The sequence below is a fragment of the Algoriphagus halophilus genome (assembly GCF_041729275.1).
Classification (GTDB): domain Bacteria; phylum Bacteroidota; class Bacteroidia; order Cytophagales; family Cyclobacteriaceae; genus Algoriphagus; species Algoriphagus halophilus_A.
In genome coordinates this window covers 120160-145967 of the sequence record NZ_CP146486.1, presented here as the reverse complement: position 1 = coordinate 145967, position 25808 = coordinate 120160, and the positions used below count along the sequence as shown (strand labels likewise).

At 38.3% G+C, this 25808-nt stretch carries 27 protein-coding genes; 7 read left to right on the top strand and 20 right to left on the bottom strand.

What is annotated here, in order from left to right; all coding sequences use genetic code 11:
- Positions 1-69: 69 nt before the first annotated feature.
- From V8V91_RS00770 to V8V91_RS00705, 14 genes are all read right to left on the bottom strand, one after another.
- Positions 70-780: a peptidase dimerization domain-containing protein gene (locus V8V91_RS00770; protein ID WP_373400836.1), complete on the bottom strand. Its 711-nt coding sequence runs from the start codon at positions 778-780 to the stop codon at positions 70-72.
- 188 nt (positions 781-968) lie between these two features.
- Positions 969-1088 (bottom strand): M20/M25/M40 family metallo-hydrolase, encoded by a 120-nt coding sequence (locus V8V91_RS00765; RefSeq protein ID WP_373400835.1) that lies wholly within the window; start codon positions 1086-1088, stop codon positions 969-971.
- Positions 1089-2974: 1886 nt separating this feature from the next.
- Positions 2975-3883: a BamA/TamA family outer membrane protein gene (locus V8V91_RS00760; protein WP_373398329.1), complete on the bottom strand. Its 909-nt coding sequence runs from the start codon at positions 3881-3883 to the stop codon at positions 2975-2977.
- Positions 3834-4202, bottom strand: coding sequence for a hypothetical protein (locus V8V91_RS00755; protein ID WP_373398328.1), 369 nt, complete (start codon positions 4200-4202; stop codon positions 3834-3836). The genes V8V91_RS00760 and V8V91_RS00755 overlap by 50 nt, the downstream gene beginning before the upstream one ends.
- 99 nt (positions 4203-4301) lie before the next feature.
- Positions 4302-5468, bottom strand: a complete 1167-nt coding sequence (locus V8V91_RS00750; RefSeq protein WP_373398327.1) for a BamA/TamA family outer membrane protein — start codon at positions 5466-5468, stop codon at positions 4302-4304.
- A gap of 47 nt (positions 5469-5515) precedes the next feature.
- The gene (locus tag V8V91_RS00745) at positions 5516-5665 is read right to left on the bottom strand and encodes a hypothetical protein (protein WP_373398326.1); all 150 of its coding nucleotides are present in this window, start codon (positions 5663-5665) and stop codon (positions 5516-5518) included.
- A gap of 61 nt (positions 5666-5726) precedes the next feature.
- Positions 5727-6149: a hypothetical protein gene (locus tag V8V91_RS00740; protein ID WP_373398325.1), complete on the bottom strand. Its 423-nt coding sequence runs from the start codon at positions 6147-6149 to the stop codon at positions 5727-5729.
- Positions 6150-6175: 26 nt separating this feature from the next.
- Positions 6176-6556, bottom strand: a complete 381-nt coding sequence (locus tag V8V91_RS00735; RefSeq protein ID WP_373398324.1) for a hypothetical protein — start codon at positions 6554-6556, stop codon at positions 6176-6178.
- Positions 6557-6560: 4 nt separating this feature from the next.
- Positions 6561-7664 carry a hypothetical protein gene (locus tag V8V91_RS00730; RefSeq protein ID WP_373398323.1) on the bottom strand — a complete coding sequence of 368 codons (1104 nt, stop codon included), beginning with the start codon at positions 7662-7664 and terminating at the stop codon, positions 6561-6563.
- On the bottom strand, positions 7646-8038 hold the full coding sequence (locus V8V91_RS00725) for a hypothetical protein (protein ID WP_373398322.1): 393 nt from the start codon (positions 8036-8038) through the stop codon (positions 7646-7648). Before V8V91_RS00725 ends, V8V91_RS00730 begins: the two co-directional genes overlap by 19 nt.
- Positions 8039-8215: 177 nt before the next feature.
- On the bottom strand, positions 8216-8503 hold the full coding sequence (locus V8V91_RS00720) for a hypothetical protein (RefSeq protein WP_373398321.1): 288 nt from the start codon (positions 8501-8503) through the stop codon (positions 8216-8218).
- Between the two features lie 711 nt (positions 8504-9214).
- Positions 9215-12064: an ATP-binding protein gene (locus V8V91_RS00715; RefSeq protein ID WP_373398320.1), complete on the bottom strand. Its 2850-nt coding sequence runs from the start codon at positions 12062-12064 to the stop codon at positions 9215-9217.
- Complete coding sequence (locus tag V8V91_RS00710) at positions 11950-12786, bottom strand: hypothetical protein (RefSeq protein ID WP_373398319.1); 837 nt, start codon at positions 12784-12786, stop codon at positions 11950-11952. Before V8V91_RS00710 ends, V8V91_RS00715 begins: the two co-directional genes overlap by 115 nt.
- An 11-nt stretch (positions 12787-12797) precedes the next feature.
- Positions 12798-13394, bottom strand: coding sequence for a hypothetical protein (locus V8V91_RS00705; protein WP_373398318.1), 597 nt, complete (start codon positions 13392-13394; stop codon positions 12798-12800).
- 612 nt (positions 13395-14006) lie between these two features.
- Here V8V91_RS00705 and V8V91_RS00700 point away from each other — a divergent pair.
- On the top strand, positions 14007-14327 hold the full coding sequence (locus V8V91_RS00700) for a 3D domain-containing protein (RefSeq protein ID WP_373398317.1): 321 nt from the start codon (positions 14007-14009) through the stop codon (positions 14325-14327).
- 343 nt (positions 14328-14670) lie between these two features.
- On the opposite strand, the gene V8V91_RS00695 is transcribed toward V8V91_RS00700, so the two are convergent.
- A complete protein-coding gene (locus tag V8V91_RS00695; RefSeq protein WP_373398316.1) occupies positions 14671-14799 on the bottom strand; it encodes a hypothetical protein in 129 nt (42 codons plus the stop codon).
- 2 nt (positions 14800-14801) lie between these two features.
- On the opposite strand from V8V91_RS00695, the gene V8V91_RS00690 reads away from it, so the two are divergent.
- The gene (locus V8V91_RS00690; protein WP_373400834.1) at positions 14802-15332 is read left to right on the top strand and encodes a sulfite exporter TauE/SafE family protein; all 531 of its coding nucleotides are present in this window, start codon (positions 14802-14804) and stop codon (positions 15330-15332) included.
- Positions 15333-15365: 33 nt separating this feature from the next.
- On the opposite strand, the gene V8V91_RS00685 is transcribed toward V8V91_RS00690, so the two are convergent.
- The 5 genes from V8V91_RS00685 to V8V91_RS00665 form a co-directional block, all read right to left on the bottom strand.
- Positions 15366-16265 (bottom strand): helix-turn-helix domain-containing protein, encoded by a 900-nt coding sequence (locus tag V8V91_RS00685; protein WP_373398315.1) that lies wholly within the window; start codon positions 16263-16265, stop codon positions 15366-15368.
- An 11-nt stretch (positions 16266-16276) separates the two neighbouring features.
- The gene (locus V8V91_RS00680; protein WP_373398314.1) at positions 16277-16636 is read right to left on the bottom strand and encodes a hypothetical protein; all 360 of its coding nucleotides are present in this window, start codon (positions 16634-16636) and stop codon (positions 16277-16279) included.
- A gap of 8 nt (positions 16637-16644) precedes the next feature.
- Positions 16645-16824, bottom strand: a complete 180-nt coding sequence (locus V8V91_RS00675; RefSeq protein WP_373398313.1) for a hypothetical protein — start codon at positions 16822-16824, stop codon at positions 16645-16647.
- A gap of 4 nt (positions 16825-16828) precedes the next feature.
- Positions 16829-17047 carry a hypothetical protein gene (locus V8V91_RS00670; protein WP_373398312.1) on the bottom strand — a complete coding sequence of 73 codons (219 nt, stop codon included), beginning with the start codon at positions 17045-17047 and terminating at the stop codon, positions 16829-16831.
- 542 nt (positions 17048-17589) lie between these two features.
- Positions 17590-19944, bottom strand: coding sequence for an FtsX-like permease family protein (locus V8V91_RS00665; protein WP_373398311.1), 2355 nt, complete (start codon positions 19942-19944; stop codon positions 17590-17592).
- A 411-nt stretch (positions 19945-20355) separates the two neighbouring features.
- On the opposite strand from V8V91_RS00665, the gene V8V91_RS00660 reads away from it, so the two are divergent.
- From V8V91_RS00660 to V8V91_RS00640, 5 genes are all read left to right on the top strand, one after another.
- A complete protein-coding gene (locus V8V91_RS00660) occupies positions 20356-20652 on the top strand; it encodes a nucleoside hydrolase-like domain-containing protein (RefSeq protein ID WP_373398310.1) in 297 nt (98 codons plus the stop codon).
- Positions 20649-21953 (top strand): nucleoside hydrolase-like domain-containing protein, encoded by a 1305-nt coding sequence (locus V8V91_RS00655; RefSeq protein WP_373398309.1) that lies wholly within the window; start codon positions 20649-20651, stop codon positions 21951-21953. The genes V8V91_RS00660 and V8V91_RS00655 overlap by 4 nt, the downstream gene beginning before the upstream one ends.
- A gap of 30 nt (positions 21954-21983) precedes the next feature.
- A complete protein-coding gene (locus V8V91_RS00650; protein ID WP_373398308.1) occupies positions 21984-22880 on the top strand; it encodes an alpha/beta hydrolase fold domain-containing protein in 897 nt (298 codons plus the stop codon).
- Positions 22881-22985: 105 nt separating this feature from the next.
- On the top strand, positions 22986-25226 hold the full coding sequence (locus tag V8V91_RS00645) for a molybdopterin cofactor-binding domain-containing protein (protein ID WP_373398307.1): 2241 nt from the start codon (positions 22986-22988) through the stop codon (positions 25224-25226).
- Between the two features lie 118 nt (positions 25227-25344).
- Positions 25345-25803 (top strand): (2Fe-2S)-binding protein, encoded by a 459-nt coding sequence (locus V8V91_RS00640; RefSeq protein WP_074223938.1) that lies wholly within the window; start codon positions 25345-25347, stop codon positions 25801-25803.
- The last annotated feature ends 5 nt before the right edge of the window (positions 25804-25808 follow it).

Sequence of the window (25808 nt, the reverse complement as noted above, 5' to 3'; positions counted from 1 at the left end):
CCAAATTTTCGAATATGGTATAGAAGAAACCGATCGACTTCCCAAACTCTTCCACTAGGATTCGTTCATTTACCCCGTGAAAGCCTTCAAATTCTTTGGTATTCTCCAATTGCAATGCCGTGATGGTATAGACATCCGGAGCAAAATCTCTTGCCTGAAAATGTTTGGAATCGGACCCCCGATCACAAAGAATGGAGAGACCATTAGATCATTTCCCCAAATCTGGCGAATGGTCTTTTCCAACATATTGTAAGCGTCATTACCTACTTCTGCAATATTGGTAGCAGGCGTTGATGCTGATATATCGCGTACTGTAATCCGATCGTCTTGGATCGCATCTTTCACATGTTGAATAATGACTTCAGGAGTATCGCCTGGCATCGGACGGAAATTCACTACTGCCGTCGCTGCTGGCGGCAGCACATTATCTTTCACTCCAGCATTGAACATGGACACCGCAATAGTGGTATGCAGCATGGCCCTAGTTACTTGATTTTGAGACATTACATCGATAAATTTCTCTTCCATTGGAGTAATCTCATCGTCTTTACCAAAGGCCACAGCAGCGTACAATGGCTGTTGCTCTTCTGGTAATTCTGGACCCATATAACGGTATTGGGAACGTACCGCCGGGTGTATTTTATAGGGGAACTGTGCCGCCTCCAATTTGGTAACTGCTTTGGCTAAAATGCCAATATTAGTCTCTAACGGTGGTTGAGAGGAGTGTCCGCCAACCCCTTCCATTTTCAATTCCAGACTAATGAAGCCCTTTTGTGCAATGCCAATAAGGGCTGTATTCCCTTCAATTCCAGGAAAATTCCAGGAGTCAGTGGGGCTGACTCATCCATTACGTAAGCAAATCGTTTGATTCCTCTTTGTTCTAAAACGTCAGCAATATGCTTAGCACCTTCTGGCCCTCCTACTTCCTCATCCTGACCAAATACAAAATAAATGGTACGGGAGGGTTGCTAACCTTCCTTGATTCGCATCTCTGCGGCTTCCAAAATACCATGGATCTGATTTTTGTCATCCAACACACCACGTCCCCAGATGTATCCATCTTGAACAGTTCCGGCAAATGGATCCACTTCCCATTGATCTCTGGAATCCGCTGGTACAGGCACCACATCTTGGTGTGCATAGAATAACGCTGGTTCCAAACTTGGGTCTTTTCCTTCCCAGGTATACAATAAACTATAAGGTCTTGGATCTCCCAGCACCTCTTTTTCAAGGTTTTGTGAACCAAAGGATAGGATTGCTCCAAGAACTTGTGATAATCTGTAAAGGCTTTGGCATCAAAATCATCCCGATCTTGATTGGAAATGGTAGGAAAAGTAACCGCTTTGGATAAGCGCTTCACGGCTCCATCCAGGTCCACATCTACCGAAATTTGATCCACTCCCGTCATTTGCATGGAAGTGAATTCCTCCATATTAACAGAAGCGTCTGAACTGCCAGTATGTTGCTCATTTCCAGATTCAGAATTACAACTCACAAGCAGAAATAGTCCAATAAGGAATGCAATTGCATTGATTGATTTTCTCATGGTAATTTATATTAGAATAGTTATTATCAAATCTTTAAAAATGTATAGCTCCGAATTCCGTTCATATAATAAAATCAGAAATATTCTTACTTAAACACAAAGCAAATATGAATCAAAAATGGATGCTGTATTTTACTTATGGTTCCAAATAATTGACCTATTGTTTTGTCAAGATAAACACTAAAACAAAGAGTAAAAAGGATAATATTCATGATAAAAATCACCCTATATCATTTTTGACTTACTGTTCGAAAAGTTTTACTTATTGTTTTATTGTTTTATAATCAATATTCTTTTTGAAAAACACTAATATCTTCTGGAAAAATTCTTAAAAAAGAAGGGTTTAAATTCCAATCTATTTTGGCCCCAGGTCTACAGTTTGGGTCAGTTTCGCTTAGCAGTCCGATGGCCTTTCCATCCTATTATGAATGGTAATTGGAGAGTTGAATTGATTGAAGAGGACTTAATTTTTTTATGTTCCAATGTTCTATTCATGTAAATTTTCCCACATAATTCTGGAATGCAAAACTTGCTTTCAGCCCAGCTATTTGCCGAAGGAGAAGTTTACATTCATTGTTTTACTTTCGATCCTTCTCTTTAATAATTTAATTCCTTTGGGAATTGTCCTTTGCTTCTGAAGCCAGATTCTATAGGTTTTTATTTTTAAAGGGTTGAGCAGTTAAATTCAGGTGATCAAATGGTTAATCCTTCTAATCATATTATCTACCTTTTATTCCTATGATTCTAGAATCCAAATCTGTTTTGGAGGTCAATAATTGAAAGGGAATGTGATTGGTCTGTAAATTAGTTTTCCAAACCATGCTTAGTTTGGAGCATTCACTGAGGGCATTTACCACTTCGCTGATGAAGGAATCGGGTACTGCCAGATTACCAAAATTTAAAAACACCTATTATCGAACATTCTTGAAATCGGTTAAGAATTCTCCACATTTTGCCTTCGAATGTTCTTTGATTTTTCTGTGTCCTATGGAGGCACATTTATTTAGTTAATAAAATATGATTATCCGCATTGGTGCCAGCAGTTAAAGAATTTGTTTAGAAAGTCACGGATAATCGCCCACTGACGACAGTCCACTGTCCGCAGCACATTGAAATATACTTCAAACCCTTTTTTCTTTGGCTACTGGTAAGAAAGGGGATATACATATAATTAAAAAGTAAGTTTGCCTGATGCTGAAATTACAACCAAAGTCCATTTAGAGAAGGTGGGTTTGAAATTTATGGAAATGAAGTGATGATTATTGTGATCCTGATTAGAGCCCAGAAACTTACTGAAGCAGTTCATGAAATCTGTATGATATCCAAAGCAACTAGAGAGCTTATTGAACTAAAAGCAGGTGCTTTGGAATAAGGTCGATTGCCCGTTGAATTGATTAACCTTCCATAAATGAATAACATACCTTCATATTAGAAATACTCATTGAGATTAAAGAAAATCGCCCCCTTTCTATCTGCCCCAATTCCATAATCAATGGCGACATTGGAGCGAGTGGCTTTTTGAAACATGAACCGTAAACCTACTCCAGCCCCTCCTTTAAAAGACTGAAAAAGTTTCACGTCTTGATCCAATGAGGAGGCAGAAGTAGAATTAGCAAAAATAACCCCTCCTAAAAAATCAGGATTTTTATTCAATAATGGAATTCGAAATCTGTATTCCAATTCACTATAAAAAAGATTTTCTCCTCTAAATCTACCTTGTGGATATGCTCGGCCAGATCTACCTAGTTGGTCCCAACCTAAAGCTGGTAATCCCATATAAGGCAATTTTCCATACGGGGTAATGTTTGCATATGCCCATAGGGCAATGGTGTTTCTTTCCACTTTTTTAGAAACATTCCAATACTGGCGGTATTCCAACCACCAGGCATGTGAACTTTTATCACTCCCTAACCAATGGGGAAGAAACCGATATTGCGCGAAGGCATATCTCCCTTTAATAGGAAAATTAACGTTATCTCGGGTATCCAATACTGCATTTAGACTTGGCCCTGTAATGGTATATTTTTCAAGGTCAAAATCATGAATGGTATTGTAGGCGAAATGGTTCGTAATCCTGGGAGGATCACTCTCCAAGTCCAACAAATTATCTTGAATTTTTGTATATCTGTCTATGTGATAACCCAATCCTGCATATAAATCCTGGGTTACTTGTCTTAATGCTACTTGATGGAATCGAATAAGATCAAACTCCATCAACTCAGCCAAATCCACTCCATCTTTGTAATCCCCCAATTCAAAACCATCTTGTTTTTCATTGACCAAAATCTCAGTTTGTTTTCCTGTTCCAAGGCCATAAGTTGGTTGAGAAGAGTCCAAAAATCTCCAATCCCCTAAAAAATTCACTTATTTTTTGAGTGTAAATGGTTGTTTTTAAACCTATAACAAGTTGTTTTTTAGAGGAATAGGTCGCATTTAAAAAGCCAGAGGAAAGTTTAGTGTCCTTAGGGTCTCCGAGCAAAATACTACTGGTAGCAGCCACTCCATAGATAAAACCAAATGCTGGATTATAGGAGATAGCTGGCAAGGGAATGAAGTATAGTTTCTTTGACTTTATTTCGGATTTTGTTGAATCCTTTTTAAAAAGTTGTCTCGCTTCAGATCCTCCCACATTCCCTAAAAAAAGGGCTACTACCATGATCAAAACTATGCAGGAAAAATATTTATGATTTTTGATTGAAAACTCAATTCTTTCAAGATTAGTAATTAATCCATTTTCTTGACTCATTTTGCTCCTTTAAATAGAAGTTCCAAAAACAATATAAAAGGCAAAATCACCAGCGCTTCCCCAAGCAAAATCTACCCCGGAATGTAAACCAAATATTTTAGCAATTTTATATCTAATTCCAGTTCCACCACTATAGGCCCATTCAAAATCTTTGAAATTCTCTAAAGAATTTATGGCTTTTCCTCCTCCTACAAATCCTAATACAGACCACCTTTTATACACTTCATACCTCCATTCTGATTCTACTACCAAGGTATTATCACTTTGGAACCTCATCGCAGGAATTCCTCTAAGTTGAATAAAGGGATAAGCATACAATGGGGCTTCTCCTAGCAAAAATTTGCCATCAAACCTCCAAGAAGAATACAATTTAGAAGCAATGGGAAAATAACCTTTGAAATAAGTATTCATGGAATAAAAAGTCTCATCGGCACCCAACCATTCAGCGTTGTAACTAAAGGAAACTCCTGTATCAAAGCCTTTGGTAGGAGTAAAAATATTATCCCGCTTGTCCCAGTTGATCTTAGGTTGAATTGTACTAATTGTGGAAGTTCCTTTTAGCCTGTTCAGAATAAGGTTCAATAATGGTCTTCCTGGTATGGTATCTAAGCTTACCTCGGTCCTAAAAAATGTATAGTTTAATCCAGCGAAGAACTTGGAATCACCCAACCTTACTTTTACTCCTTGATGAGCTACCCAGGAATCTAGATTCATGGTAATGGGATTATTGCTTAAGAACTCATTATTGTTACCAAAGTATTTGATAAAAATATCCGGTTTGGCTACTGCTGTGGTACTGATGACTCGATTATTACCAAACACATGCCGGTGAAATGCTCCACCAAGCCAAGTTTTATTTTGGGTGAATAAGCCAACTACACCAGAAATATTGGGAGCAACATTATCTCCCCCATTGCCTTTATGAGGATGGAAAAACAATATGGATGCCCCCCTCCATAACCAACTGCTGGCTCGGTAATGATAATTGGTATAGAAAAAACCCGTTGGTGAGATTAAGAATTCACTCACGTCAAAAGCTCCATCCTCTGGATCCCGAAAACTTATCCTTTTCTTCTCCCTCTTTTTAGGCAAAGTATCTGTTTGGCCTATGGCTTTCAAAGAAACCCCACCAATCACAATGAATACCAATAACCCTACAAGTATACTTCTGATCACGATAATTAATTCTAAAAATGAACAGTTAAGTTAAGAATTGAAACAATTTAAAGGGTAAGTCCTCTAAGCAAGTTTTTACCTTTGAACCCAAAACGATAAGTAATACCTCCTACAATTTGTTGTCTACTTCCTAAAAAAGTATAAATCGCTTTGAATTGAAATCTATGATTCAATTGGAAATTAACGCCTGCAGTCATACTTACTGGATAGTATAAGCTTTTTTCAAACTCATAATAAATTATTCCCCCTCTGCATTATTTAGATAATTGGATAACCCTTCATAAACTCCCCCAAACACATTCTTTTCAGGATCATCCAATCCTTCATACCAATTATCCAATTTTTCTGAAGCTTCTTTTTTCCTTCGGGAGTAATCCCTACTAACTTTTCTAAGTCTGCATCTCCAGAACTCAATGGGTTTAGCCCCAAATATTGGGCTCCTACTAGAAACACGATGTTTCGTTCGGGATATTTTGGGAACCGATGCATATAACCCATCCTTCCATCTACCACTATGGTTTTAGAGGGCTTTTCTAGACTAGGTACAAAAGTAAAGGTCTGAACAAAATTTGCAGCCATCACCATTGGACCTATTCCACCAGCAACCACAGTCCCCCATCCAAGGGTAGTACCTGCATTTTGTGTTGAAAATTTAATATCGATAGGTAAACCAATATCCACATTAGTGGTAGACTCTATATGCCCAGCTAATGCAAAAAAATTAACAAAGGGAGTACATAGAAATCATACCTAGCAATAATCGCATTTACATTTGCTTTTAGAGATCTAAACCTTGCTAATCCATCTAGATTGATAAGTTTGTCAGGTGCAAAGCCAACATTGACATTGTTTAAGGTTAATTGCTGAATTGAATGTCCATAAGTGACACTGATTCCATTAGGATAAGGAAGATCAAATCCCATTTGCCGAAGTTTGCCTCCCATGATTGGTAAGCGCCATGGGTAATCTGTCGTTTTAATACTATCCCTGTATTTTTCATAAGGATCTCCCAAGCTCAGATTAGAAATTTGACAATAGGCAGGGAGGCCGACCGACATGAATATCGCTATTAGTAAAATCTTCTTCATAGGACTACTTATGGCTTAAAATGATCGTTGCTTCTTTAAAATTATTGGCCACCTGAACCTGTTCCCATAAGCTTTTATACATAATAAGTGAGAGGATAGCTGATACACGTTCCTCAGTAATTACTTCCTCAAATATTCCGCTTTGAACTACTGCATCAATAATTCCTTGAGCGAGACTTTCAGGATTAATGTCACTGATAGATTGAAATACGGGTATTAGAATGGCGGCGATATTATCTTCATTAATGGTATCTTTAATGATTTCTAATGACAAGATCTCCCGTGCAATAAACCTTGCTAAAGCTTCTGCATTGATATTGGCAATGAATTCGACTGCTGGCTGTATAAGTACCTGAATTTTTTCTTGGGTTATAGTTTCCTTAATAAACCCATTGAGTGCCTCCGCAATTTTAAAGGCTGTCAGCTCTGGATTAATATTATCTAAAATAGGACTTAGTAAATCAGAAAGCTTTTCAACCAATTCTGGAGAAATATTTTCTGAAAGGTTTACCAACCACGTTGCAATGGTGGACCCTACCAATTCAGGGTCTAATTCCTGAAGAGAATTTATGGCTCCAGTAAATACCGTGTTTAGATTTTCAGTACTTAGAAACTGTGAAAGAATTAGTTTCCCAATTTCTTCTGCCGCCTTTTCAGCACCTCCGGCTAACCCAATCACTGGTTTAGCAGCAATAAAAACTGCTTTGATTTGAGCTTCAATCTTTTCAAAATCCGGTGCTAAATTCAAATCAGGAAACTCCCCGTTGATTTTGGTGATGAGTCCTTGCAAAGACTCGGTCGCTTCCTTGGCTAAGGCTCCCATTTGTAAAATTGAGGTATTTTCAATTTTCGAGTTAAACGGTAGAAAAAGCTGTTTGAAGTTTTCTTCATTGATCCATTTGTCTTCTACCACTGAAGTGAGTTCATTGGAAATTTCAGCCACCTGATCCTCATCTAACTCCGTGAATTTTTCCCATGCACTAGCCACTAATATTTTTAAATTTTCTTCATTGAATACATCTAAAAATTTATTGACAATGAGCGTGGAAATACTTTCTGCTATTTCATCGGGATTGGTAGCCAGCACATTTAAAAAGGGATAAACCAAATCATAAATGTTCTCTCTCGAAAGGGTTCGCTGATGGCATTCACAACCTCTGCAGAAATCTTTCCAGCAACTTCATCTGGATCAATGTTGGTTATTTTTTCGAGCTCAGTTTTAAAAAATTCACTGAGCTTTCCTTCCCAATCTACTGCCTCTAAGGCATCAATAATTTTTCCGGCCAATAAATCAGCTGCTTCCTCCGGGTCAAATTCATTGATAAATTCCAACTCCCCAGCTAAGGCTGAAACGATCAAATCATTGATCAGCTTTTGGATTTTTTCATTATTAAACAGTAAACCAGCCACCAAATCACCTAATTTATTCGGAGTACTTTTCGAAATCGCATCAATCATTTTATTGTTGATGTCCGAAATCAATGTATTTGCCTCATCCGACGTAAGGCGTAAGGAGAGCGAGTTTTCAAGTTCATTATAGGTATACCGGTAATTTAATTTGGCCTTGTCATTACTGATCCTGATTGTTCTTTCATTAAATACAAAATAAGAGGCTATACTATCTCCTATAACATCAATTTGCCCATTGGAGGTAATTATTTAACCTGAAGGATCGAAAATAACTGTATAATCCCTCATATCAGTGACATCAAACACCATATCATCTAAATCATATACTCCTGGGCCTGATATAGACTCACCCAATCCAAATAAAATAGGGGCTGCAATGTCTGATTCCCGAACTTCTACTTTGAAATCTTCTAGTTGCCAAACATGAGACTGAAGCAATTTATTGGTCTGATCTACAGATTTGATGATAGGATCTAATGGTTGTTCACATGACACTAACAACACGATGATCATTAAAAAACTCCATGCTTTTTTCATCTCCAAATAATTTTACATTTCCATTGACAGGGTAATTCAAAAATATTTATGATTACAAGAGTTGGGTGCACAATCAATAAAAAATAATTTAGAACTTCACTTCTTTTAAAGTAGGGATATTTTGAAATAACAACACCTAATTATCTAATATTCAATATACTAAAAACACCCGGAAGCAATTTGATCTCCTAGATTTTGTGGATAAAAAGACAGAAATCCTCTAGAAATTGGTAATAATCTGTAAAGGTTTTGGTATCAAAATCATCCTGATTCTAATTGGAATTACTAGCAATAATACAGCCCCTTCAATACACTCCTACCTAAATTGTAAATTCCCTTCATTTGCTTCCAAGAGAACTTTTCTAAATTGGCAGTTTGAGGGTTATTTTCAGACATTGGGCTGAAATTCGCAAATAATAACAATCCATTTGCGAAAGAATACTCATTTTTAAATCTTTTCACTGCGTAGTTGATTAAAAGGTAAAGCATCTATTTGTTTTTAATTTGAAAAATGAAATGATCCTTCAAATATTAAATTCATTAAGTCACAACTAAGCTTTCCCGACAATAGTGGACTAAAAATGTTTACTTAATTTTACCTATGGTTTTAAATAGTTTACCTATTGTTTAAAAAATAAATAATTATTTCAAAATACTGTATATCAAATACTTATACGATAAAAAAACCTTCTACTTCCGTATAGAAAAAATTTACTTTTTGTTTCCAAAGTGATGTTCTCTGTACTTATTGGGAGAAATCCCTACTTCCTCTGTAAATATTCTAGAAAAATAAGAAAGGTTTTCTATCCCCACCTCCATTGCAACTTGACTGATGTTTAACTCGGTTGTAATCAACAATTCAATGGATTTTTCTATCCTAATTTGCTTAATGAAATGAGAGGTGGATTGATTGGTAAGTGACTTGATTTTGTTATGTAACTGAGTTCTGCTCATGTAAATTTTCTTACATAATTCGGGGACTCCAAAATTTTCTTCACCCAAACTTGCTAATACAGTGTCTCGAAGTCGAAGAATAAATTCATCCTCTAGCTTCAAATCAATTTCTTGGGAAGGTTCCAGGTCTCTGAGATTACTATATCGCTCCTGAAGTCGGATTCTTATAGATAATAAATTATGTATCTGGGCAATTAATTCCCGTTGATCGAATGGTTTAGCCAAATAAGCGTCTGCTCCGCGTTGGATTCCTGTGATTCTGGAATCCAAGTCTGCTTTTGCTGTCAATAAAACAATCGGAATATGACTGGTTCGGATGTCGGTTTTCAATTCATGACAAAGGTCGAAGCCATTCACTTGAGGCATCATCACATCACTGATGATTAAATCGGGAACATATTCTATGGCAGCATCAATACCCTCCTGACCATCCGTAGCTACACGAATTTGGAATTCGCCTTTTAAGCAACTTGCAATGTATTCTCTTACATCTGCATTGTCCTCTACAACCAGGATTTCAGAAAAACCCTCTTTGCCCTCTATGAAATAATCTTGCGTTTCTTTAGGTTGCTCCTGCCACATCCAAGGTTCCGGGATTGGTACTTCTTCATGTTCTTTCTCAGCCGTATTGGTTATTGGCAACTTCACTGTAAAGATAGTCTCCTCTCCTAGTTTACTTTGAACTTGAATCTTTCCATTCAGGATTTTCACCAGCTCCCATACCAAAGTCAACCCTATACCGGTTCCACTTCCAGTTCTACTTTGTTCATCATCTACTTGATAAAACCGATCAAAAATATGCTCCAATTTATCCTCTGGAATCCCCACTCCATTATCAGAGACCTGGATTTCATAGAAAGGAGATTCAGTTACAGTTTTAGAATGAACCGTAATCTGGACTTTTCCATTTTTAGGAGTAAACTTAATCGCGTTGGTAATCAAATTGGATAAGATGTGCAGCAATTTTTCCGGATCATAATCCAACACGAGAGCAGTTGTGTCGGAGTCAAATTGGAGAGAAATCTCTTTTTCTTCAGCCAATGATTGGAATGATTCTATGATGTACTGAATATGTACCAATACATCCCCCTGAATTAGTTGTGCTTTTTCTGAGCCGGATTCCAATTTCCTCAATCGAAGAATCTGATTCACCAAGCTCAGTAGTAATTTGGCATTTCTTCGAATCAAATTTTTCTCTCGGGTATTTTCTTTGATCTGATCCGCAATTCCAAGAATCACAGTCAAAGGAGTACGGAATTCATGTGAAATATTGGTAAAAAAACGAGACTTGGATTCGTCAAGCTCTTGAAGTTTAGAGGCCTGTAGGCTAATAGTCTCTTTATCCTGCCGGATTTTTGAAGTTCTACGTCCTACTTCAATTTCCAAACGATTCCGTTCAGTCCGGATTCTTCTTATATAAATCCAAGCCCCTAAAAGAAATGGAATGGTGACCAAAACATAAAACCACCATTGATTATAAAAATATTCTCCCACTTCAATCGGGATCGCCAAAGGAATTAATGCTTGATTAGATTTAAAATCACTTCCTTCCACTTGAACGATATAGCTACCTGGCGGAATATTGTTAATGGTTACCTGAGAGGCAGATCCGATGTTAATCCAAGGTGTAGCTGCTTCTTGATCTTTGGAAAAATCAGCTGGAAGAAGACGGTACTTATAGGCGTGCTCCTTTATATTTTCATAATCAGATAAGGCAAAATCAAGTTTTAAAAAGCGTTGAGCAGCAGGAATGACCAATGGTTCATCCAACTCGTATGAACCTTGCCTGTGTCTATTCTCTTTAATCTGATCATCATAATATTCCAGACCGGTCAGGTATATAGAATTGGATTTCTTCAACGCAGTTTTTTCAAGAATCGATTTAGGATCCAATAGTATAAAACCGGCGTATCCTCCGAATACCATCCTCCCGTCCGGTAATCGATAACATGCCTGTTTATGAAATATTTCATGGATCAAGCCATCTTCCTGATTCAATTCTAAAATGACAGAACCAGTCGAATCCACCACGGAAATCCCATTGTAGGTGGACACCCAGCGGTTTCCGTCATCATCTGAAAGGATTCCTGCCACAGTATTATTTGCCAACCCATGGTTTTCTGAAATTTGTATGACTTCATGGGTGTTGGGATCAAAAATTAAAAGGCCTTGAGTTGCGGTCCCTAACCATAATTTTCCTTCCTCACCGGGATGTATGTTTAAAATATTTTGATTGGTCAAAATAGGCAACTGAAGAAAGTACTTTACTTCATGTTCTTTCAAATCGATAAGCCACAGCCCATTTTGTGCCCCTACCCATAAATGAGAATCTCCTTGTAACCAAAGGTCGTTGACTTTTGCATGAATGGAAAATGGCTCGTTTTCAACTAAAAAAGGATTTTTTGATTGGTCGGTAAGGTTAAACAAAAACAAATTTCCTATTTCCTCCTCTTCACTCCCATCATCTTGGAAGAAGACGACCTCTTGATCATTTAAAAAGACAAATTTCTCAAATTTAGTATCAATGGGTATGTAATTAATCTCATTGGTCGCAATATCGTACCATTGCAAGCCCACACGTTTTTCCTGATAAAAATCTGCAGACATCCAGATTTTTCCATCTTTTGAATGAGGGATGAAAATGGCCTTGCCCTTACAAATTCACCTCCCGTCAACCTACTCCCTTTCCAGCCACCGTTGATCCAGTCATATCGATAGACTTGCATTTGAGAATTAAAAATAAGGCTGGTATCCCCAAGGCTAGTGATCTGACCCTGTTTATAATTGGGGCTCCCATGGATTTTGGTAATGCCCAATGGGACTTGAATATCCATAAAGGCAACCCCTGCTCTTCGTTGGGAAGAACCTATTTCCGTTTTGAAATCCTCGCTAAAAAAATTTCCTTCATGTTGGAAATCATATTCATATGAGAAACTTAATGCTTTGATTAAATCACTATAATCTACCCAGAAACCATCACTGCCCATCAATACAGCCTTTCGATTTGCAGTAGCAGTTGCATATAAGTAAGGGTCTGGATATCCAGATACCAACAAGATGTTACCTTTTTTATCTTTAGAAATAAAAACACGAAGGACTAAATCATCCTCCTCCTCACTAAGGATCATATTATTCAGATCGGCATTGAGAGAAAGATCGAGTGCCTTGGTTTCCAACTCAAAAAACCCATTCTTTCTTCCTAAGAACAATAACAATCGGTTTTGCCCATTTGAAATCAATTTCCACTCAAAACCACTTCCATTATCAGCCAATCCTTCCTTCTCAATCGGAGGAATACCTTCGAATTGAGCCCAGGGAATTAACTCCATTTCGCCAGAATTTAAGTTTGCTTTGACCAATCCTTTTTGCTGATGAAAAAACCAGGCATGACCATTTGATATGTCCAAGGAATAGGCAAAAGTTTTGGGGGTGTTGGCGATAATTCCTCTTCAAAATTGAGTTGGATCGAGCCAACTTCCTCTTGTTGACCTTTATTCAAACGAATCAAGTGGTACTTGGCAGTTACTATTTGGCGCTGATTCTCAGCCTCCAACGTCAACCCCAAAAGACCTCCATTAGGATCTTCAACAAGGTTAAGCAGCTTGGACCCATCCTCTAATTGGAAAAAATATTGTTCCTTTAAATCAGGATGCCAATAAAACAGGATTTCATTCTGTAAGTCCGCACCATATAAATAACCGTCCGAATTAATACCTAATAAATACCAAATTGGGGCCAAATCGCCTTCTTTGATCCATTCAGGTGCCAGATCATAAAAGAAGCTTTGTTCCCCGTCAAACTGGAAGAAATTCATTCTCAACTCTCTGCCATCTTCCTGACAGGGATTAACCCAAAGGCGACCTTTATTATCCAAAAAACTTGCGCCCAAACAATACACCGCCAAACCATCAGAAAGCGTGAAATTCTGAATATTCAAAATGGATGGAGATGGGGAATACCTTATACTGTCTTGGCTGGAAATAGCAAATGCTGAATCCCAGATTATAAGTAAAATTAAGAAGGTACTTTTTAAATAAACCATAGAAACTTCCCTACGCTCCTATTGAAAGCTGAAAGATATTTTGGCTTTAATAGGGTCTATAAATAGACAAATTACCTTCTAGTATTCCAATTTAAAATTCGAAAATCTTCAGTTTTTTGAATTCATAAACTAAGAATAATTAGAAGATGAGTTAAGATAGACTAGCAATTGGTTTTGTATTTGAAATACATTGAACTTCGTGGAAATACAAGGGAAATAAACCTCCCTTCGGTCGGTGAAATAATTATCTCCATATATCTCGCCTAAGGCGTATTTCGGGAGCAAAGCGACCCTATCTCATCCGAAGGATCTATCTCAGGAGCGAAGCGACTCTATCTCAGCTTCTGCCGAAGGTAGGAAGGTGTATCTCTCCGGAGCAAATCGATTTATCCATAACCTTTACTTGAATTATAGGTTAGTATAAGTATGTACAAATCAGTTAAATACATTTTTTACCTATCACTAATTTTTCTGTTCATAAGTTGTGGGAAAACTGAAATTAGATCTATGGAAGTTACGGCTACCGCATACAATTCTGTCAAAGAACAAACCTCCAATGAACCCTTTTTTACGGCTTTCGGAGATACTTTAAAGCCTGGGACAAAGGTGATTGCGATTTCAAGAGATCTGCTTGATTCAGGAATTCATCATAACATGGAAATTACCATAGAAGGGTTGGAAGGAAAATATAAAGTCGTGGATCTCATGAATAGTAGGTGGACAAAAAAAATAGACATTTATATGGGCACAGACATCCCCAAAGCAAAAGAATGGGGACAACAAAAGGTCATCATAAGCTGGGTGCCTGAAAAAGAGAATTCAAAATAGAAAACAGATAACCAATTCTTCTAAATTTGAATTTATACTTCTGTTTTTTATGCCCCGTAAAGCGCTGTTACCATTATGGGGCTTTTTAAAATCCAAATCTGATTTTCGGAAATTTAGCCTTAAGAAGCCATTTCTTTCGAGCCTGCATTGGTAGATCAATAAATTTTAGTCAAATTCATTACGTAATTCAGTTCAGATATTGGCTGAAATTGAACCCAATTCAATCACCTGTATACTTCTTCATTGAATGCTGACTATCGAATACCTACCAGTTATATTTTTCATCATAGCATTGTTTTATAGTTCGGTAGGTTTTGGTGGAGGATCTAGTTATTTGGCTATTTTAAGCCTGTTTTTCACCGAATTTTATGAAATTCGATCCACAGCATTGATCCTGAATATCTGTGTGGTCAGCATTGGAACGCTCATTTTCATCAAAAATAAAGTCTTTGACTTCAAGCTTTTTGGCCATTCCTGGTTTCCAGCATACCCCTCGCCTACTTTGGGGCACAGCTCAGATTATCCCAGCAAGTATTTTTTCTGATTTTAGGTTCCTCCCTTATTCTATCAGGAATTGCCATGATGCTTCGTTACATCCAAGCCAAAATGAAATCCCATGAGTTCTCATTGATTAAAAAACTAAGCCTTGGAGGAAGTGTTGGATTTTTGGCCGGAGTTTCAGGAATTGGAGGAGGAATTTTCCTCAGTCCTACTTTAAACTTGTTGAATTGGGCCAACCCAAGAACCGTGGCCTCTTTAGCTTCTGTATTTATCTTGGTCAATTCCATCTCTGGATTAATAGGATTGACCGTAGCAGATACTTTCCAATTAGACTTCCAATTAGCCTGGAAGCTGGTCTTGGCGGTAATTTTGGGCGGCAGTTTAGGTTCTTATTTATCCAATAAGAAATTTAACCTTCGAATTTTAGGAGGACTGACTGCGGTTTTAGTGGTCTACGTAGGACTTAGATTAGTCTTGATGCATGGATTTGGCATCAATATTTGAATCCCTGATAATAAAATTTCAAAGAACAAAAATTCACCCTTTTCTAAATTGAGTGGGACTGAGATTCGTATGCTTTTTAAAGAAATTGTTGAAATGCGTCACTTCTGTGTAGCCAAGAGCGTACGCTATTTCAGAAACATTCCAAGAACTATGTGTAAGTAAGATTTTTGCTTCTTGAAGGATTCTATCTGCAATCAGTTGAGAAGTAGATTTCTGGGTCATCTCTTTCAATGATCTATTGAGATGATTCACATGGATATTCAATTGTTCGGCAAATTGACCCGGAGCACGGAGTTGAAGCGTGGAATGGGTATCATCAATGGGAAATTGTCTTTCTAAAAGCTCCAAAAACAGAGAAGCCACATCCGCAGAAGCATTCCCTTTTTTTGTGATCTGAAGTTCTGCTGGCTGAAGTTTCAAGGCGAAATGAACCAACTCTAATATCAAACTTCGAATGCGGTCGAATTTGTATTTATATTCAGATAAAAACTCTTGGTTCATTTGCTCGAAAATATCTGATACCTCCTCCACTTCTTCATCAGATAATTCAAATACATGCACCCCATTGGGATGAAAGATCTCATACTTTTGAATATTTCCGTATCCTGCAAAAAAATGAGGATTAAAGATGCAATAAACTCCTTCTAAATTCACATGATTATTATCCCATTTATAGGGAATCATAGGGTTTGAAAAAGAGAGTGCCTGCTTTTTCACTTCATACACCCTATCCGCATAATGAACCTGACTTTGTCCTTTTACCAACATGACTTTGTAAAAATCCCGTCTTCTATAGGGTAAGCTTTTTACTTTTCCTTCATAATAAGGTTCCAGGCGAAACATGTTAAAATGCCCAAAATCCTTTTTATAATCTTCAGGCAACCATTTGAATTTTAGTTTGTAGAACTCTTCCAAGGATTCTGCTTTTTCCATCTCCAGTTGGATTATTGTTTTCGGTAATCGTTGGCAAAATTGTAAATCAAACTCAAGTTCCAGACAAAATCGTCCCCATCAATTGTCGACTTAATTTTCTGGTTAATAGTTGATTGTAATCCTATAGGAAAATCAGTTTTGGTCAGGGTAAAGGTAGAAGTTCCATAGTACCCATCATTCTGATCCACTTTTAGATAATACACTTGAGGAGTCATGGCAAACCTCAATGTTTCACTCAATGGGAAATTACTTAGAGACCAAGTTACACCTAAAAAATAGGTGTGATCCGGTGGATAAGGATTAATTCCATTCCCATTTAGAAAATAGATTCCTAAACTTGAACGAGGAGATATTTTATAGGTTGGAGCCAATTCCCATGCTAAAACCGATTGGCTACCAATACATTCTTAGGCTTACCATCCACAAGTAATTCTCTTTCCTGAAACAAAAATGCCGGATGGGCCCCAGCTCTAAAACTGAATTTAGGCTTGTCAATGAATTTATACCTCCACCAAAAAACAAAGGACCAAGGTTTCCCATTCATTCCAAATCGCATCATCGGATCAAAAGAAAGACGATCCCCCCAAGCTCAAATCAAACAACATGGCAGGCCTCCCCAATGAGAAAAATGGAATAATGGAAATCCCATTGGTGGTAGCGGTGATTGTTCCATCAAAATGTTTAAGTACTGGAGATTTTTCAGTTTCAGTTTGAGCTTGAACTTGAATGTTTGCTATGCATACTAGCCCAATTAGAAAGATTTGAAGGAAATATTTTTTCATGAGAGGTTGAAGGTGGCAATAAATATAGCGCATAAAAATTATTATACGCCCACTCCACAAAAGTCAATATTTTGAAAAATTAAGAAAAGTGATTTTCAAATCAATCCTTACACAATTCAAATAACAATAAGGATTATTCATAAGTAGCAACTCAGCGTCTATTTACTGTATTAAAAAAATAGAATTGAAAGTAAAACACAGTATTTCAATCATTTAAAATATATTTTCTTGGGATTTATAAAAATAAAGAATGAAATCATTAAGTATTCAATAGAAACGAATACTATTCAAATCGATCTAATTATTGAAACTCCAGGAACTTCTCAACACCAGGCATTAAAAAGCTAATTGTCTTTTTCGAATTCTAAATTATTCATAAAAGAAGAATGTAGTGGTTAAGTTTTCTGGTTTTAAAAGAGATCCAATGCCGCAAAAATACTTTCTAGGAATACATCGGAGTATTTCATAAGGAAGGTAGAATTAATAATTGAATAGACAGGATAGATTTAGTCAAATCCATATGAAGGAGAATTTCTCCACACTTAGCCATCCGTATGCAAAGATTCGACGGGATTGGAAAGTGCTGCTCTCAAGGATTGGAATCCTACAGAGATCAAAGTCAATAACAGCATTAATCCCGTGATAAGAATAAAGATTGACCAATGAATCCCACTATGGAAGGCATAGTTAGATAGAAAACGATCTGCCAGCCACCAAGCAATAGGAGTTCCGAGCAATAAGCCTGCCCCCACCAAATAGCCGAAATCCTGAAACAGCATCAGAACCAGATCGACTACGGAAGCACCTAATACTTTTCGTACACCGATTTCCTTCGCCCGTTGCTCTGCAGAAAATAATGACAAGCCAAATAAGCCCAGACCAGAGATCAGGACTGCTAGAACGGTAAATGCCATGGATAGCTTCCCAATCACCTGCTCCTGTCTGTATTCACGATCAAATACTTCGTTGAGGAACGAAAACTCAAATGGGTAATCTGGATTATACTCTTGGAATATAGTTTCGATCTGTTCCAGGGTGCTTTGCATGGCCTGATTTTCTGAAAGTCGAATAAAGTAATGATTCCCTACATTTTCAGAATACATGAATACCAAAGGTTGTATACCAAACTTTAGGTTGTCATTATGGAAATCTTCCGTCACCCCAATTATTTCTCCCGGTCCATTCCACATTTCAATTTTGGTACCTACGGCCTCTTCTAAGTTTAGGCCCATTAATTCGATTGCCTTTCGATTGACCAGGTAATTGGAGCTATCCACTTTCCCTATAAAATTCCTTCCAGCAATCAATGGAATGGATAAAGTGGGAAGGAATCCTTCATCACTTCGAAAGACCTTGAAATTGAGTTGCTCCTGATCAGACTTGCCTGCCCATACCAGATCTGAACTCCTGATTGGCACCGTGAATATATTATTTCCACCAAATGCCACTTGACTTACTCCTGTTAGTTGTTGCAATTCATTTTTGATCGCAGGAAAGGATTTTATCAACCCTTCATTTTGATCAATCACCATTACATTATCCCGATCGAATCCCAAATTCCGCTCGCTGATGAATTTGATTTGCTGAAAAAGAATTAAGCTGCCAAAAATTAAAACCACCGAAGTGGCAAACTGAGCTACCACCAAGGCTTTTCTTATACCTGCCCCAGTCAAACCAGCGCTGCTATCCCCTTTCAAAACTTTGGCGGGGTTAAAACGAGAAAGTAACCAAGCCGGGTAAAATCCTGACATCAAACCTGTTAAAAAAGTAATCCCAACTATTCCGCCAAGTAAGACCGGGCTTCCTAATTCCAATTCCAGGTTTTTTCCAGTGACCTCATTAAAGAATGGAAGTAAAAGCTGAATTAATATCAATGCAAATACCGACGCCAAAGAAGCCAGTAATACAGATTCAAAAATAAACTGTGAAATCAGACTTTGCTTGCTTGCTCCAATGGATTTCCTAACCCCTACCTCTTTACTTCTACTGGAAGATTTAGCAGTCGCAAGGTTCATAAAATTGATACAGGCCATCGCAAGGATCAGGAATGCCACCCCTGCAAAAAGATAAATTTGTTGAATTTTACCACCTACTGATTTCCCTTGCTCAAATTCTCTATAAAGCCGTTGTTTATGAAAAGGGAATAAAAAGGGTTCGGTGGTACAGGCTTCGCAATTCTCAGCAATCAAAGTAGAAAGTTTCGAGTTAGGATTCTTACTTCCTTCTTGCAGCAACACCATGGTTTGACTACCTCCACTTTGCCAATTTTGCATCCAAGGGTTTTCATCCAATAACAAATCAAATGGCAAGACAAAATCAAATTGAAGAGATGAGTTTCTTGGTACATTCTCATAGACATCCGACACCATCACTTCTAACCCATTAGGAAGTGTTAGACTCTTTCCCAATGGGTTTTCTTGCTGAAAAATCCGATTTGCCAAATTTTGGGAGATTGCAATGGCGTATTTCTCATTCAAAGGGTTATTTCCATTACTTGAAACTACTGGAAAGCTTACTATCTCAAAAAATGTAGGATCAGCATATATTCCTTTTTCTTGGTAAGAGTCCTTGCCTTCCTTTAATAATACCTCCGTCTCAAAACTATATCGAGCGGCATGCGCTATCTCAGGTATATCATCCAATAATTTATCTCTTAATACAGCTGGAGTTGCCCCATAGGTTTCTATTCTTCCATCATTCTGTTGATTATTGATAAGAACTGAATAAACTCGATCTCCTTTTTCATGAAAATTATCAAAGGATAGTTCATCAGAAATCCAAAGAAGGATAAAAATACTTGCTGCTATACCGGTTCCTAACCCCACCAAATTGATCAGGGTATGGATTTTATGTCGGCCTAAATTCCTTAGGCTAATTCTGAGAAAACTACGGATCATGGTTTATTCAAATTCAAAAAGAATCATGCACCTAAAGTATAAAACCATGCCAGAGAATCTGGACAATTCAAGCCTAAATCAGCCATTGCTTAACTTTATCCGTTCAAAACCGAACAAAATCATTCCATTTTTGGGCAAATAGCACTCAAATATGCTTAAAGACATCAAACCATCACATTCTATTTCTTAGCATCAACCCTAAGAAAGTATGATTTAAAGATTGCAATATTTTACCTGTAAATGATATTGGATTTCTTTGGTTAGAAACTCATTTTTTAAGCATTTCTTGAGATGGGCCAAGCACCTAATTTAAAAGTTAATCAGAGGTAAAAGGTCAATCTGTCTGTCCTATTGTTTCTTTTTGAATAATTTGATTACATCTGTATATTGAATCCAATTACAATAGAACCCATGAACATTGAAAAACTTCCTTCCGCTTTTTTAAGGATCTCTCTTCCCTGGTTATTGATACTCGTATTGACAAATTCAAAGCAAGGATTCTCTCAAACCTCCCCTGAAAAGCCTAGAATCATTATTACTGCAGACCCGGAATTGGATGATAATAATTCCCTAATTCGCTTGATTCTATATAGCTCGGATTTACGAATTGAAGGACTTATTTATGCGAGCAGTCAGTTTCATTGGAAAGGAGATGGAAAAGGAACCAAATGGTTTGTTCCGGAAGAGAATATGATCGATTTGGAATGAATGAATGTCCCTGTGAGTCTTGGAGATGGGCAGAAAATGAGCGTTTCATACATGATATTGTGGAGGCCTACGAAAGTTCTTATCCCAATTTAAAGACTCACAACCCGGAGTATCCTACACCTGAAAGCTTGAAATCAGTCATCCGTTATGGAAATATTGAATTTGATGGAGATTTCAGCGAAGACAGTCCTGGTTCGAAGTTGATCCGTGAATTAATTTTGGATGATCGACCTGGAAAGTTATTTATCACAGCTTGGGGTGGAGCTAGCACCATTGCAAGGGCTTTGTATACGATCCAAAGAGATTTTGAATTCAATAATGAATGGCCTGAGATCCGGGATAAAATCAATAGAAAAGTCGTATTGCTTCCTTCGGGTGATCAGGACAATACCATTGCTACATTTATCCGTCCCAATTGGCCTGACATAGAAATCAGACAATTCAGACAGTCCCCTAATTATGGATATGTAGCACAACTCAATGCAAGCACAGAAAATGCCCCATTCTTGACCTCTACTTGGATGAAAGAAAACATCTCGAATCAAGGTGAATTCGGTGAATTATACCGGGTTTGGGGTGACGGAAAGCAAATGGTGGTAGGAGATAAAGTGGATTATTTCGGAATGGCTGGTTATACCAATGAGCAATTAAAGGAAATGGGATATTTTGTTTGGATGCCTGTTCAGGAAAAAGGTTCATGGCTAGGTGAAGGAGATAATCATACAGTGATGAATATGCTGGGAAATGGGCTTCGAGCTTTTGAAAAAGGATACTATGGAGGCTGGGGAGGTAGAATGGTAAGTCCTAGCGCCACTTCAACGGTAGCGGGAATGAGTTCCTCCGGGTCGGCTGAGGATATGGCAGCCGCTCTTTCCTCCCAAAATAGAACCCAAAGCAATTTGAAAGATTTTCCCAACTATTTTCCTGAAGCTCAACGTGATTTTGCTGCCAGATTAAAATGGTCGGTGACTCCCAACTTCCAGGATGCCAATCATGCTCCACTTGTAAAAATTGAAGGTCCTTTAACTTTATTGGCCGCACCTGGTCAAAAAATCAAATTACATGCTGATAGCTATGATCCAGATGGTGATGACGTAACTATTCAATGGTATCAAACTCCAATTTCAGGTTCGGAAACTAGCGTTTCTTTTTCTACATCGCTCGGAAACTCCACTGAATTTACCATTCCGGAAGATGCCAAAACAGGTCAGGAAATTCATGTCATCGCTAGCGCCAAAGATGTGACCGATTCCCCATTGACCAGCTATCAACGAGTAGTTGTTCAAATCAACGGAAATTAATTTCAACATTCGATTCACCAAACAATGACCATGAAAAAAAGTATTTACCTAATAGTTGGTTTCTTTTTGATCTTAAGTCAATATTCTTTTGCTCAATCCAATCGGGTCATGAACCTATTCCCAGAGGGAACAATCCTTCATGGCAATATCTCCTATTTACAAGACACATTAAAAAAGCACTTATTGGATATCTACCTTCCTCCAAATGCCAAAGGAAAAATCCCTTTGGTGGTTTGGGTTCATGGAGGAGGGTGGTTAAGCAATGACAAATATGCTGATATGGGTTACATGAAGGAAACCTTACAGGAAATCATCAATCAGGGATATGCCTTAGCTTCTATTGATTATCGATTTAGCACCCAAGCAACTTTCCCTGCTCAAATGCTGGACTGCAATGCAGCCATTTCCTATTTGGTAGATCATGCAGACCAATACCAATTTGATCCAGAAAAAATGGCATTGATGGGATTTTCTGCAGGTGGGCATTTAGCTTCCATGGTTGGTTTATCTAAAAATCAAGATGTGAATGATTTCTTTTTACCAGGTACCAATCGATCTTTTACATTCAAAGGTGTGGTGGACTTTTATGGACCCGCAGATTTGACCCTTTTTCCAGGGGCAATTGACGCTAAATCTCCTGAAGGATTGCTCATAGGTGCTGCTCCTTTGGATAGACCTGATCTGGCTAAGATGGCAAGCCCTGTTTCTTTTGTCGATGAAAAGGATCCTCCATTTTTGATCATCCATGGGGAAAAAGATGATATGGTTTCGCCTAACCAATCCCATTTATTGAATTCTTGGCTTCAGGTTAAAAAGGTTCCTACCGAATTAATGGTCGTACCAGGGGCTCCGCATTTCGGGCCTATGTTTGACGCACCGGAAATTCGGCATAAAGTGATGGATTTTCTTCAAAAAGTATTGGATTAATGGCTTAAAATCAGCGAATTCAATTCAATTTTCTATTTGATTATTGTAAGGCAAAGCCAACATTAAATAGTTAAATTGGTTAATTAAAAATAAAGCCGCCTATTCATGAAATTAGCTGAAAATAAACTAAGTAGAAGGACATTTTTGAAATCCTCTGCATTGGCAGGAGGAGGTTTATTGTTAAGCTTTAGCTGGTTGGCAGGTTGTAAACCGAATCCGGAAGAGTTATTGACCTTACCGGAGGAATGGTTTCGGATGAATGGGTATATCCGCATTGGGGATAATGGAGTAATCACCATCATGTCTCCCAATCCAGAGGGAGGTCAAAATATTAAAACGTCCATGCCTATGATTGTTGCCGAGGAGCTGGACGCAGACTGGAGGAAAGTTATTGTAGAACAAGCTCCTTTGGATACGGAGAATTTTACCAGACAATTTTTAGGAGGAAGTCAGGCTATTCGAATAGGCTGGGTTCCATTAAGAACTGCCGGAGCTACAGCAAGAAACTTATTGATTCAGGCTGCTGCACAAACCTGGGACGTTCCTGCAAATTCTATTGAAACGGATAAAGGGTATTTGATTCACCAGGGAAGTAACAAAAAAGCACATTATGGGGAAATGGCCTCCTTTGCCGCTACCCTTCCGGTTCCTGAAGAAGTAGAATTGAAAAATACTTGGGATTTCAAATTGATCGGAACCTCCCAGAAAAATGTAGATGTTCCCAAAATCATTACCGGAAAGCCCTTATTTGGCATAGATTATAAAAAGGAAGGAATGAAAATCGCCATGATCATCCATCCTCCAGCTTTTGGGATGAAAGTAAAATCTTTTGATGCATCCAAAGCCAAGCAAATGCCAGGAATTGTGGATGTTTTTCAGATCAAATCCCTTCAGGACGATTATAAAAGGACATTTTTCGACACTGCCCAATTCACCGATTTAGTGGCTATTGTAGGAAATAGCACCTGGGAAGTGATGAATGCCAAAAAAGTCGTGGAGGTAGCATACGAACCGGTGGAATCCTATGAAGAAAAGCGGGATATGTTTGGAAGAGAAGGAAGCAGGTTCGTTCCAGGTGGTCTTGAAAGCAATGACTCACAGGAGCAAAAAATGCTAGAAGCCTCCAAAAATGCCAGCGTTCAAAGGAAAGATGGAAATCCAGAAGCAGCTTTTGCTCGAGCCTCTCAGATCATCGAACGCACATATACCGCTCCTTTTCTGGTTCATAATTGCATGGAGCCTATGAACTTCTTTGCCCATGTAACTGGAGACAAAGTCCTTTGTGCAGGGCCACTTCAAAAGCCTGAACTGACCGAACAGGCACTATCTATTCGATTGGGAATTCCTGCGGAAAACATTGAAATAGAAATGACACGCTTGGGAGGTGGTTATGGAAGAAGGTCTTATGCCCACTGGTTGATTGAAGCTGCCGTTATATCGCAAAAGGTAAATGCTCCTATCAAGCTAATTTACACCAGAGAAGATGATATGACTGCAGGGATTTACCGCTCCCGTTACCAAATTACTTACCGTGCTGCCTTGGATGAAAACAACGAGTTGATCGGCTTCCATATCAATGGAGGGGGTCTCCCTGAAAATCCCCTACACCCTAATCGGTTTCCAGCAGGGGCAGTAGAGAACTACCTGGTAGAAGGATGGGAAGTTCCTTCCAATGTCACGACCGGTTCATTTCGGGCACCAAGGTCCAATTTTAACGCCTCTGCAGAACAATCGTTCTTGGATGAAGTCGCGGAAGCAGCAGGTAAAGACCCTTTGGAATTCAGAATTGAGCTGTTAAAAAAAGCCAAAGACAGTCCTGTGGGAGAAAACAATGATTACGACCCGGATCGGTATATAGGAGTTTTGGAATTAGTCAAAAACAAGTCCGATTGGGGAAAGCAAAAAAATCGCATTTCCAGGGGCGTATCGGCTTATTTCTGTCATAATAGTTATGCGGCCCAAGTCATGGATTTAAAAATCGAGAATAGTCAAGTCGCCATTCAAAAAGTAATTACCGCTGTGGATTGTGGAATTGTGGTTAACCCGGATGCCGCCAAAAACCTTTGCGAAGGGGCGGTGATTGATGGAATTGGAACAGCCATGTTTGGGGAGCAAACCTTTGAAAAAGGTGTTCCCAAAAACAAAAACTTTGATACCTATCGAATGATACGGATGAAGGAAGCTCCAAAAGCCATAGAAACCTATTTTGTGGAAAACAAGTTAGACCCCACCGGATTGGGAGAACCTGCTTATCCCCCTGTCTTTGCGGCTTTAGCTAATTCATTGTATCAGGCTACGGAGAATCGAATCTATCATCAGCCCTTTTCAGAGCAAATTTCCGTTTGATCAAGGTACTTAAGTAATACAAAACCCTTAAATTCATTTAAATACAAAGGTTTTCATTTGATTTTCGTAAGAATTCAAAATTGAAACAAGTTAATTTTATACAAAAACTTACATCACTATGGCCATATTTAATTTAACTGTCAACGGGAACTCCAAACAAGTGGATGTGGATCCAAATACTCCTATGCTTTGGGTTCTAAGAGACCACCTAGACTTAGTAGGAACCAAATTCGGTTGTGGAATTGCCCAATGTGGTGCATGCACCATTCATATGGACGGTACGGCGGTCCGTTCATGCCAACTCCCGGTTTCAGCGGCTGAAGGTGCAAAGATTACCACCATTGAAGGAATATCGGAAAAAGGTGATCATCCGGTTCAAAAAGCATGGTTGGAGCATGATGTCCCACAATGCGGCTATTGTCAGGCTGGACAGATCATGACTGCGGTGGCTTTATTAAAAGATAATCCAAGTCCAAGTGATGAGGATATTGATAATGCTATGAATGGAAACATTTGTCGTTGTGGTACCTATACTCGAATCAAAGCAGCGATTAAAACTGCTTCTCAAAACGTTTAAACCAG

What these genes read in the sequence shown, in the direction of transcription:
- V8V91_RS00720 (WP_373398321.1), bottom strand. Translation starts at nt 8,503, where the DNA reads ATGAAAAAAGCATGGAGTTTTTTAATGATCATCGTGTTGTTAGTGTCA.
- V8V91_RS00660 (WP_373398310.1), top strand. Translation starts at nt 20,356, where the DNA reads ATGAACATTGAAAAACTTCCTTCCGCTTTTTTAAGGATCTCTCTTCCC.
- V8V91_RS00695 (WP_373398316.1), bottom strand. Translation starts at nt 14,799, where the DNA reads ATGGCCAAAAAGCTTGAAGTCAAAGACTTTATTTTTGATGAAAATGAG.
- V8V91_RS00700 (WP_373398317.1), top strand. Translation starts at nt 14,007, where the DNA reads ATGGAAGTTACGGCTACCGCATACAATTCTGTCAAAGAACAAACCTCC.
- V8V91_RS00655 (WP_373398309.1), top strand. Translation starts at nt 20,649, where the DNA reads ATGAATGAATGTCCCTGTGAGTCTTGGAGATGGGCAGAAAATGAGCGT.
- V8V91_RS00685 (WP_373398315.1), bottom strand. Translation starts at nt 16,265, where the DNA reads ATGGAAAAAGCAGAATCCTTGGAAGAGTTCTACAAACTAAAATTCAAA.
- V8V91_RS00640 (WP_074223938.1), top strand. Translation starts at nt 25,345, where the DNA reads ATGGCCATATTTAATTTAACTGTCAACGGGAACTCCAAACAAGTGGAT.
- V8V91_RS00670 (WP_373398312.1), bottom strand. Translation starts at nt 17,047, where the DNA reads ATGAAAAAATATTTCCTTCAAATCTTTCTAATTGGGCTAGTATGCATA.
- V8V91_RS00675 (WP_373398313.1), bottom strand. Translation starts at nt 16,824, where the DNA reads ATGATGCGATTTGGAATGAATGGGAAACCTTGGTCCTTTGTTTTTTGG.
- V8V91_RS00735 (WP_373398324.1), bottom strand. Translation starts at nt 6,556, where the DNA reads ATGAAGAAGATTTTACTAATAGCGATATTCATGTCGGTCGGCCTCCCT.
- V8V91_RS00645 (WP_373398307.1), top strand. Translation starts at nt 22,986, where the DNA reads ATGAAATTAGCTGAAAATAAACTAAGTAGAAGGACATTTTTGAAATCC.
- V8V91_RS00715 (WP_373398320.1), bottom strand. Translation starts at nt 12,064, where the DNA reads ATGTCTGCAGATTTTTATCAGGAAAAACGTGTGGGCTTGCAATGGTAC.
- V8V91_RS00755 (WP_373398328.1), bottom strand. Translation starts at nt 4,202, where the DNA reads ATGGTAGTAGCCCTTTTTTTAGGGAATGTGGGAGGATCTGAAGCGAGA.
- V8V91_RS00745 (WP_373398326.1), bottom strand. Translation starts at nt 5,665, where the DNA reads ATGACTGCAGGCGTTAATTTCCAATTGAATCATAGATTTCAATTCAAA.
- V8V91_RS00650 (WP_373398308.1), top strand. Translation starts at nt 21,984, where the DNA reads ATGAAAAAAAGTATTTACCTAATAGTTGGTTTCTTTTTGATCTTAAGT.
- V8V91_RS00665 (WP_373398311.1), bottom strand. Translation starts at nt 19,944, where the DNA reads ATGATCCGTAGTTTTCTCAGAATTAGCCTAAGGAATTTAGGCCGACAT.
- V8V91_RS00710 (WP_373398319.1), bottom strand. Translation starts at nt 12,786, where the DNA reads ATGGAGTTAATTCCCTGGGCTCAATTCGAAGGTATTCCTCCGATTGAG.